Consider the following 8,997-nt stretch of genomic DNA (forward strand, 5'->3'; position numbering starts at 1 on the left):
TATGAAGATTGTTATTGCAGAGAAACCTTCGGTGGGGCGTGAATTGGCTAAGGTTTTCGGTGCTACAACTAAAAAGGATGGGTATATTGAAGGAAAAGGTTATTCTTTTACCTGGGCATTTGGGCATTTGCTGCAATTAGCCCCCCCTCAGGATTATGGGTTTATTGGCTGGCGAAGACAGCATTTACCGATGTTGCCCAAGAAATTTAAACTGGCTATCCGGAAAATAAAAACTAAGGATGGTATGGTTGAAGATCCTGGTGTACGAAAACAACTTGATATCATTAAAAAGTTATTTGATGAAGCTGAAGAGATTATAGTTGCGACGGATGCCGGGCGGGAAGGTGAACTGATTTTCCGTTATATCTATTATTTTTTGAAATGTAAAAAGCCCTTTCGAAGACTTTGGATTTCTTCGCAAACTGATGAGGCTATTAAAGAAGGGTTTAGGAACTTAAAACCGGGGACTGATTACGATACTTTGTTTAATTCTGCACATTGCCGTTCTGAGTCGGACTGGTTGGTCGGTATGAATGCTACACAAGCATTGAGTATCTCGGCGGGAAATAGATCTGTTTTGTCACTAGGAAGGGTTCAGACACCAACATTGGCTATGATTTGCTCCCGCTATCTTGAAATTAGGAACTTTGTACCACAGTTGTATTACCAGCTGGCTATTCAATTAGATAAGGATGGACAGCTGTTTAGAGCCATGTCTGTAAATAATTTCGATAAAAAGGAGGATGCAGAGGAGCTGCTGGCTAAAATTGAGGATGTTGCATCTGGCTTTAGTAATGGCGGTAAGATTTTAAGTGTTGAAGCTAAACCCCGAAAAGAACCCCCTCCATTGCTGCACGATTTAAGTAGTCTGCAGCAGGAAGCAAATAAGCGTAAAGGCTTTACGGCTGATCAGACCTTGAATTTACTACAAGGCTTGTATGAAAGTAAGCTGGTTACTTATCCACGTACAGGTAGTAGGTATATTGGTGATGATGTGTATGCAGGTGTTCCTAATCTGATTGATAAACTGAAAGTACATAAGGATTTTGGTAAGCAAGCAGAGTTCTTGTTGACTATTCCATTGAATAAGCGAAGCGTAAATGCGAAGAAGGTGACGGATCACCATGCTATTTTACCTACAGGTGAATCACCGTATCAATTAAGTGGTGATAAACAGGCTGTTTATGATATGGTAGTTGGACGGATGCTTGAGGCTTTTCATCAGGAATGTGTGAAAGAAATCACTAAAATATCTGTCGAATCGGGTTCTTTGTTTGTAGCAAATGGTACTGTAATTCGCTCTGCGGGATGGCGTTCTGTTTTCAATGAAACAGATGATGAGAAGAAAGATGAAGATAACCCCGCTTTACCTAAAGTGAAAAAGGGAGAGGAATTACCGATTACCAATAAGGCCTTGTTAGAAAAGCAAACTAAGCCGAAAGCGATGTACAACGAAGCTTCGTTGTTAAAGGCGCTGGAGACTTCGGGTAAGGATATTGAGGATGAAGAGTTAAGGTATGCAATGAAGGATAGTGGTTTGGGTACACCTGCAACCAGAGCCTCCATTATTGAGACTTTGATTAACAGGGAGTATATTTCGAGGGAAAAGCGTAACCTGGTGCCTACAGCGAAAGGATTGGCGGTTTATGATGTGGTGAAAGACCAGAAAATAGCACAGGCTGAACTGACTGGACAATGGGAAAAGCGTTTAGAAGAAATACGTACGGGAGCTTCAGTGGTAGATTTTAAAGCGGAAATTGCAGATTATACTAAGACCATTACCAACGAACTTTTGCTTGCTGGAAATACATTGGCAGCAAAGCTAGCACCACCCCCACAAGAACCCACAAAGGTTGATTAATAGTAAATGAAAAAGTATATGTATTCCATTTTTGTTGTTGTAATTGTTCTAGCTATAGTTGTCATATGGGTGTTTAATTTACCAGTATTTGGTAAAGCTCCGTGGGGTGCTCGTTTGGAACGATTGAAGAAACTGCCTAATTTTAAAGCAGACGGAACGCTAGATAATTTGTCGCCCACCCCAATGAAACCTGATGATGTAAGTTATTGGGACATGATTGTAGCGATGGTAAAAGGAAATGAACAGCGCAGGCCTAAAGATGCACTTCCTCATCTTACGCCTGATTTTTCGGAAACAACTAAAACTAAATTGATTTGGTTTGGTCATTCTTCGTATTATTTGCAGATGGATGGGATTAAGATCTTGGTAGATCCTGTATTCAGTGAACGTACTTCACCGATATCCTTTATTGGTTCAAAAAATTATAAAGGAACAGATTTTATTAAGATTGAGGATTTTCCTGCTTTGGATATCGTTTTGATTACCCATGATCATTATGACCACCTGGATTATCAAAGCGTTTTAAAATTGAAAGATAAAACTGAGGTTTTTATTACTTCCTTAGGAGTAGGAGCGCATCTGGAACATTGGGGAATACCTGCTGACAAAATAGTGGAGCTGGCTTGGGGCGAGGAATCCATTGCTAGTGGTTTAAAATTTACTGCTGCACCTGCACGTCATTTTACCGGAAGGCTATTTAAGCGAAATCAAACTTTATGGTCGGCATTTATATTACAGGGTGCAAAGCATAAGCTGTATTTGGGTGGCGATTCGGGATACGATACACATTTTAAACAAACTGGGGAACAGCATGGGCCTTTTGATTTGGCTATATTGGAATGTGGACAGTACAATGCCTACTGGCCATTGATTCACATGTTTCCTGAGCAAACTGTTCAGGCTGCTAAAGATTTAAAAGCAAAAGTGTTACTTCCAGTGCACTGGAGTAAGTTTGCGCTGGCTATGCATAATTGGAATGAGCCAGTGATAAGGGCAGTAAAGAAGGCTAAAGAAGAAAATTTTAAAATAACAACCCCTATATTGGGTGAAGCCGTTATTTTAGATGAAAATTACCCGTCAAAAGAATGGTGGCTGGATAAATAGAGGGTAGAGGTTAAACAATATAGCTTTCGAGGTGTTGTTTTAGTAGATTGATCTTAGCGTTATGAAAACAGATTTTATAGAAATATTTCAGACCATCAGAGCAGTATTGCAACCTTATGCTACTTTAGGCTTTAATAACAGGATCAATAGTGAGACTACTTATGATTTGTGGAGTGATATAGAAGTAACTATTAATGGTAAAAAAAGGAATGAAGTATATTTTGCAGCAGTTATGATACATAAGGGGCATGTTGGGCTTTATTATATGCCGGTATATGCAGAGCCAGAGATGAAACAGATATTTGATCCTGCACTTTTGAAGCTGTTAAAAGGTAAATCTTGTTTTCATATCAAAAAATTGGACGAAGCGCTTTTAGCTCATATTGAGGATGCATTGGCAGAGGGATATAGATTATATAAGGAAAAGGGTTGGGTATAAGTTTTGGTTGGAAAAATGTGGTGCTTACCACACTTCAGGATGTTGGTATTGACGTAAGGCCTGTTGAGCATGAGAAATATGATCTGCTGCTGTGTAATGACAAGGTAGTCCTTAATTTAATAGCTCTTGATAACAATTATAGCCCGGTAGAATTGATCGAACTGCAGTCTGCCTATCAGCTTAAAAACATAACTTTATTGCAATTGTGGGAGGATGTTTGGTTAGCCAGGCAGGAACAGGTATTGGGAAGAATTAAGTCTGTTCTGGGCTTAAATAAGCGATTGCATGGACGCAAAGGCGAGATTATAGTGATCAACCAAAACGAAGCAGATGATTTTTTGAATCGCAATCATATTCATGAGTCCGCAAGAGCTAAATATAAATTCGCTTTACAGATGGATGGGCAAATAGTAGCAGTTGCTTGTTTTAGTAATATTAGATTGATGAAAAGGATTGCTCCAGATTATAAGTCAGTAGAGTTGATTCGCTTTGCAGCGCTTATAGGGTATACGGTTACAGGCGGATTTACGAAACTATTGAAGCATTTTATTAAGATGGTAACGCCTAATGATGTCATGAGTTACGCTGATCGTGACTGGTCGCTGGGCAATGCTTATGCGCAATCAGGGTTTAAATTGGTTAATGTAACACCACCAGCACAAATATGGTTGCATAAAACTGACCTTCAAAGGTGTTTTTCTCATCGATTGCCGGTTGCTGCGCCGGAGGTTTTAAGTGAATATCTACCCATCTTTAATACAGGAAATCTTAAATATATATTATACTTGGCATGATTTTTTTAAATGATGATAATGGATAAGAAGCCGCTTCTTGTAATACTGGGGCCGACTGCGTCTGGTAAAACTAAGCTAGCTGTCAATATGTCTAATGCTTTGAACGGTGAAATTATTAGTGCCGATAGTAGGCAAGTATTTGAAGGAATGGATATTGGAACTGGGAAAGATCTTGATGAATATGTCATTAATGGTATAAAAATTCCTTATCATTTGATTGATATTAAAAAAGCAGGGGAGAGCTATAACGTAAATGAGTTTAAGGAAGATTTTTATGATGCTTTTAAAACGATAACTGACAAAAAAGCACTCCCTATATTGTGCGGTGGAACTGGTATGTATATTCATAGCATTTTACAGAACCATGCGTACACGGCTATTCCGCAAAACGCTACGTTAAGGGGAAGCTTAGAGGAACTCGATATCGCTGAGCTCCGGAATTCTTTGTCAAAATATTCTCATGAATTTACTGCTCATGCTGATTTGTCTTCCAAAAAAAGATTAATCAGAGCAATTGAAGTTTCTTTTTATTTAACAGAGAATACGCTTGAAAAAATAGAAAGACCAGATTTTAATTCTTGTATTATTGGCTTAGCTTCTGATGTTAATTTGCGTAGAAAAAGGATTCTCAATAGATTAGATTTAAGGCTTAGTCAGGGCTTAATTGAAGAAGTTGAGGGATTAATCAATAGCGGAGTTCCTAAGGAGATGCTTACGTTCTATGGTCTTGAATATAAGTTTGTTGTTTCCTATCTGTCTGCTGAGATTGATTATCAGATGTTGAAGGAAAAACTAGGTATTGCGATATGTCAGTTTGCAAAACGGCAGATGACTTTTTTTAGGAAAATGGAAAAGGATGGCGTAGAAATAAACTGGATAGATTCGGATAATACGGATGAGCTAACCGCTCAGTCTTTATCATTGTATGATAAACATTTCAATCGCAATGATTAATTATTAAGAGAAAATTTATTCCGTTTAATGGTTTCAATTTTGTGCGTTATAAAAGCGACATTATAATAATGGCATGTCTTTTGTAAATGGAGTCGGTAATAAATAATTTTTAACTCGAGGACTAAGTAATTTATCGAATTGAAACTTTTATTTATGTAGACGTATATATTATATAATTGAAATTAAAAAAAAGAATGAAAAAAGTTACAAAAGTTTTGGCAATCGCAGCAGGTTTATTTATGTTAACAGCAACAGTATCTCAAGCACAAACAAGAGAAAATGCTAAAGGTGTTCGTTTTGGTTTAGGTATTAGCGGTGGTGTTACGACTAAAGAATCTCCGTTTAAATATGGTTTAGGTGCTGATTTAGGTTTCCAATTTGATTTAACTAGAGAATTAGCGATTACTGCAACAGGTGGTTATACTACATTAAAAGCAGATGACAATCAAGGTGCTGATTACAACTTTATCCCAGTAAAAGCTGGTGTGAAAATATTCCCTCAAATTGGTGGTTTATATTTATCAACTGAAGCAGGTGCTGGATTTGGAATCAAAGAAGGTTCTAAAACTGCTTTCATCTACTCAGGTGGTCTAGGTTATGCATGTGCAAATGGTTTTGATCTTGGTGTAAGATATGAAGGTTACACTCAAAAAGAATCTTCTTCTACTTATAGACCACAAAACGGTCAATTCGCTTTACGTTTAGCTTATAGCTTTAAATTATAATCTACAATTTAATTTATTAGTAAGAAAGCCACTGATTTTCAGTGGCTTTCTTACTTTAGGTATAATGTTAACATATATGGCATGCCATTTGAGAGATTGTAAATGAAACAGGATTAACCTGTAATATTAATTAAATAATAAGGAAACAATAAAATGAATAGAACTACTAAATTTTTAGTTTCAGCAGCAGCTGTTGTAGCTTTGTTTTTCACGACTAATGTAAATGCCCAATCGGGTGATTCTAAAGCAACGCGCTTAGGCGTGGGGCTTAATGTTGGAGTGCCAACATCAAAAGGCTATAGTCTTGCAATAGGAGGTGATTTACGTTTGCAAAAAGATTTCAGTTCAAATATATCTGGAATGTTATCCGCAGGTTATACTAATTTTTCATTAAAAGACAGTTACGGAGGCGGTAGTTTTGGAATGGTTCCTGTTAAAGCGGGTGCTAAAGTTTTCTTCGCGGAGAGTGCCTATTTTTCAGGAGAGCTTGGGGCAGGCTTTGGTACGGAGTCGGGAGCTGGTACAGCCTTTTTGTGGGCTCCGGGAATTGGTTATGGATTCGACAACGGATTAGACTTAGGTTTACGTTATGAAGGTGCCGAATTTAAAGGCGCTTCTTTAGGTCAGGTTGCATTACGTATTGCTTATGGATTTAAATTATAAGTAGTTTTATAGTAAATTGTTAAAAGCTCCTGATTTTTTCAGGAGCTTTTTTATTTATTTAAAATTAAAATGCTATTTTAACCAAAAAAACGAAACATGAGAAAATATCTGGCAGTAATGCTGATTACAGGGGTAGTTTCTTGCACAAATACAGATCAAAAAGTAGCAGGGAATTCAGACACCACGTCAAAAGCCGTCGAGACAGGCACAGCAGGCGTGGAATTAAAAGACACTAAAGTTCAGGCCATTTACAATGGGTATATCGCTTTGAAGGATGCGTTAGTTAGCACAAAATTTGAAGATGCACAAAAAACAGCATCAGTACTTAAAACAGATCTTGCCAATTACAAAGGATGTGAAAGTACTTCGTTAATTGCTGATAAAATTGCCACTGCAAAAGATATTAAAGCCCAACGGAAAGAATTTACTTCATTAAGTCAAGATGTAATTGCGTTGTTTAAACACGCAGATGTCGTGAAAGGTTCCATTTTTGTTCAGCATTGCCCTATGGCTAATAATGGAGATGGTGGCGATTGGCTTTCTGGAGAGCAGAAAATACAGAACCCATATTATGGGGATGAAATGATGGAATGTGGTCGAGTTTTGGAAGAAATCAAATCAGCTAAGTAATTTTTAAGATTCTTACTTGGTTTTGACCCACATTTAATAATAATTTAACAGCTTTGTTATAGTAAGCTGAAAGCTAATCGGAATGGATTAGTTAAGTTTGTTTTTATAAATTTAAGAATATATATGTCAGATATTGCAGAAATTAAGATTGATGGAAAAGTGTACGAGTTCCCCGTTATCACAGGTACCGAAGGGGAAAAGGCTATTGATATTTCTAAGCTAAGAGATTTAACAGGTCACATCACTTTAGATTTTGGATACAAGAATACGGGCTCTACAAAGAGTGCAATAACCTTTTTAGATGGTGAACTAGGTATTTTAAAATACCGAGGATATCCGATTGAAGAACTGGCAGAAAAATCTACATTCCTGGAAGTAGCTTACTTATTGATCTATGGCGATTTGCCTACACAGGATCAGTTAGGGAACTTTCAGTCACAGATTAGCAGACATACGCTGATCCATGAGGATATGAAAAAGTTTTTGGATGGTTATCCTTCAAAATCGCATCCAATGGCTCAATTGTCTTCATTGGTTTGTTCTTTGTCGACATTCTATCCAGAGTCACTGAATGCAAATTCATCTCCTGAAACAATGGATCTGACAATGATCAAATTATTGGCAAAGTTCCCAACTATCGTTTCTTTCATTTATAAAAAATCTTTAGGTCATCCACTTATTTACCCTAAAAACAAATTCGATTACGTAAGTAACTTCCTGAACATGATCTTTGGTCAGCGTACTGAAGAGATTGAAATTGATCCAGTAGTAGTTAGCGCAATGAATACTTTGCTGATCTTACATGCTGATCACGAACAGAATTGCTCTGCTTCTACAGTAAGAATGGTTGGTTCTTCAGACTGTAATTTATACGCTTCTGTATCTGCTGGAATTGATGCCTTATGGGGACCGTTACATGGTGGTGCAAACCAAGCTGTAATTGAAATGCTTGAATTGATTAAAGAAGACGGTGGTGACACTGAAAAATGGATTAATAAAGCTAAAGATAAAAACGATCCTTTCCGTATGATGGGCTTTGGTCACAGGGTTTACAAGAACTTTGATCCAAGAGCTAAGATCATTAAAAAGGCTTGTGACGATATTTTAGAGAAACTAGGAATCAATGACCCAGTTTTAGAAATCGCTAAGAAACTTGAAGAAGCAGCATTGAATGATCCATATTTTGTTCAACGTAAACTTTATCCAAACGTAGATTTTTACTCAGGCATCATTTACAGAGCATTAGGTTTCCCAACTGATATGTTTACTGTATTGTTTGCTTTAGGTCGTTTACCAGGATGGATTGCACAATGGAAAGAAATGCACGAAAACAAAGAACCAATTGGTCGTCCACGTCAAATTTATGTAGGTCATACCGATAGAAAATTTGTACCGATAAAAGACAGATAAGATTAGCTTAATCATAAAAAAAAGGGGGGCTGTATATGTAGAGGGCACTGAAAAAGTCCTTTTAAATATTTGGAGTCCAAAAAGAGCAGAAGAACTATGGTTATCTGCTCTTTTTTTGTGTGTGCGCCCGGCACGGGCGCAAGCTCTAGGGTGGAAGTCCCGAACGCGCCTTGATAGTGGGAAGCGTTAACCTAAGGCAAGGGTGTCCTCCGTGAGGAGGAATCTGAAGGAAGCCGGCGGTAAATCTCCGGCCTGACGAACAGGAAGCGAATCAGGCAGTTGGATGTGGGTGAGTTTGCACAACAAAACAAAGCCCTAAACTATCCGAAACATCCTGCTGTATATTCGACAGGTATATGGAGAGAAAGTTTGCGCTCTTACCCGGGGAGATCTGCCGGGCAGTTGCCGGAGGGGGAT

Annotated in this window: 9 protein-coding genes; all 9 read left to right on the plus strand. The window is 37.9% G+C overall.

The window, feature by feature from the left end; all coding sequences use genetic code 11:
* Window position 1 precedes the first annotated feature (1 nt).
* The 9 genes from FBD94_RS07145 to FBD94_RS07185 all read left to right on the plus strand — a co-directional run bounded on the left by FBD94_RS07145 (window position 2) and on the right by FBD94_RS07185 (window position 8,580).
* Window positions 2-1,861 carry a DNA topoisomerase 3 gene (locus FBD94_RS07145; protein WP_136879645.1) on the plus strand — a complete coding sequence of 620 codons (1,860 nt, stop codon included), beginning with the start codon at window positions 2-4 and terminating at the stop codon, window positions 1,859-1,861.
* Between the two features lie 6 nt (window positions 1,862-1,867).
* Window positions 1,868-2,965, plus strand: a complete 1,098-nt coding sequence (locus FBD94_RS07150; protein WP_136879646.1) for an MBL fold metallo-hydrolase — start codon at window positions 1,868-1,870, stop codon at window positions 2,963-2,965.
* 61 nt (window positions 2,966-3,026) lie between these two features.
* Window positions 3,027-3,404 carry a DUF1801 domain-containing protein gene (locus FBD94_RS07155; protein ID WP_136879647.1) on the plus strand — a complete coding sequence of 126 codons (378 nt, stop codon included), beginning with the start codon at window positions 3,027-3,029 and terminating at the stop codon, window positions 3,402-3,404.
* Window positions 3,395-4,198: a hypothetical protein gene (locus FBD94_RS07160; RefSeq protein WP_136879648.1), complete on the plus strand. Its 804-nt coding sequence runs from the start codon at window positions 3,395-3,397 to the stop codon at window positions 4,196-4,198. The genes FBD94_RS07155 and FBD94_RS07160 overlap by 10 nt, the downstream gene beginning before the upstream one ends.
* 18 nt (window positions 4,199-4,216) lie before the next feature.
* Window positions 4,217-5,152, plus strand: a complete 936-nt coding sequence (miaA, locus tag FBD94_RS07165) for a tRNA (adenosine(37)-N6)-dimethylallyltransferase MiaA (RefSeq protein ID WP_136879649.1) — start codon at window positions 4,217-4,219, stop codon at window positions 5,150-5,152.
* Window positions 5,153-5,346: 194 nt separating this feature from the next.
* Entirely contained in the window at window positions 5,347-5,877 is a 531-nt protein-coding gene (locus FBD94_RS07170) for an outer membrane beta-barrel protein (protein WP_136879650.1), read from the plus strand.
* Between the two features lie 153 nt (window positions 5,878-6,030).
* Window positions 6,031-6,540: a hypothetical protein gene (locus FBD94_RS07175; RefSeq protein ID WP_131610880.1), complete on the plus strand. Its 510-nt coding sequence runs from the start codon at window positions 6,031-6,033 to the stop codon at window positions 6,538-6,540.
* Window positions 6,541-6,636: 96 nt separating this feature from the next.
* Window positions 6,637-7,170: a DUF3347 domain-containing protein gene (locus FBD94_RS07180; protein WP_136879651.1), complete on the plus strand. Its 534-nt coding sequence runs from the start codon at window positions 6,637-6,639 to the stop codon at window positions 7,168-7,170.
* Window positions 7,171-7,293: 123 nt separating this feature from the next.
* Window positions 7,294-8,580 carry a citrate synthase gene (locus FBD94_RS07185; RefSeq protein ID WP_131610878.1) on the plus strand — a complete coding sequence of 429 codons (1,287 nt, stop codon included), beginning with the start codon at window positions 7,294-7,296 and terminating at the stop codon, window positions 8,578-8,580.
* Window positions 8,581-8,997: the final 417 nt, after the last annotated feature.

The sequence above is a fragment of the Pedobacter hiemivivus genome (genome assembly GCF_005144565.1).
Taxonomy (GTDB): Bacteria; Bacteroidota; Bacteroidia; order Sphingobacteriales; family Sphingobacteriaceae; genus Pedobacter; species Pedobacter hiemivivus.

Coding starts and splice junctions, on each gene's coding strand:
- FBD94_RS07145 (WP_136879645.1), top strand. CDS start 2: ATGAAGATTGTTATTGCAGAGAAACCTTCGGTGGGGCGTGAATTGGCT.
- FBD94_RS07150 (WP_136879646.1), top strand. CDS start 1,868: ATGAAAAAGTATATGTATTCCATTTTTGTTGTTGTAATTGTTCTAGCT.
- FBD94_RS07155 (WP_136879647.1), top strand. CDS start 3,027: ATGAAAACAGATTTTATAGAAATATTTCAGACCATCAGAGCAGTATTG.
- miaA (WP_136879649.1), top strand. CDS start 4,217: ATGGATAAGAAGCCGCTTCTTGTAATACTGGGGCCGACTGCGTCTGGT.
- FBD94_RS07170 (WP_136879650.1), top strand. CDS start 5,347: ATGAAAAAAGTTACAAAAGTTTTGGCAATCGCAGCAGGTTTATTTATG.
- FBD94_RS07175 (WP_131610880.1), top strand. CDS start 6,031: ATGAATAGAACTACTAAATTTTTAGTTTCAGCAGCAGCTGTTGTAGCT.
- FBD94_RS07180 (WP_136879651.1), top strand. CDS start 6,637: ATGAGAAAATATCTGGCAGTAATGCTGATTACAGGGGTAGTTTCTTGC.
- FBD94_RS07185 (WP_131610878.1), top strand. CDS start 7,294: ATGTCAGATATTGCAGAAATTAAGATTGATGGAAAAGTGTACGAGTTC.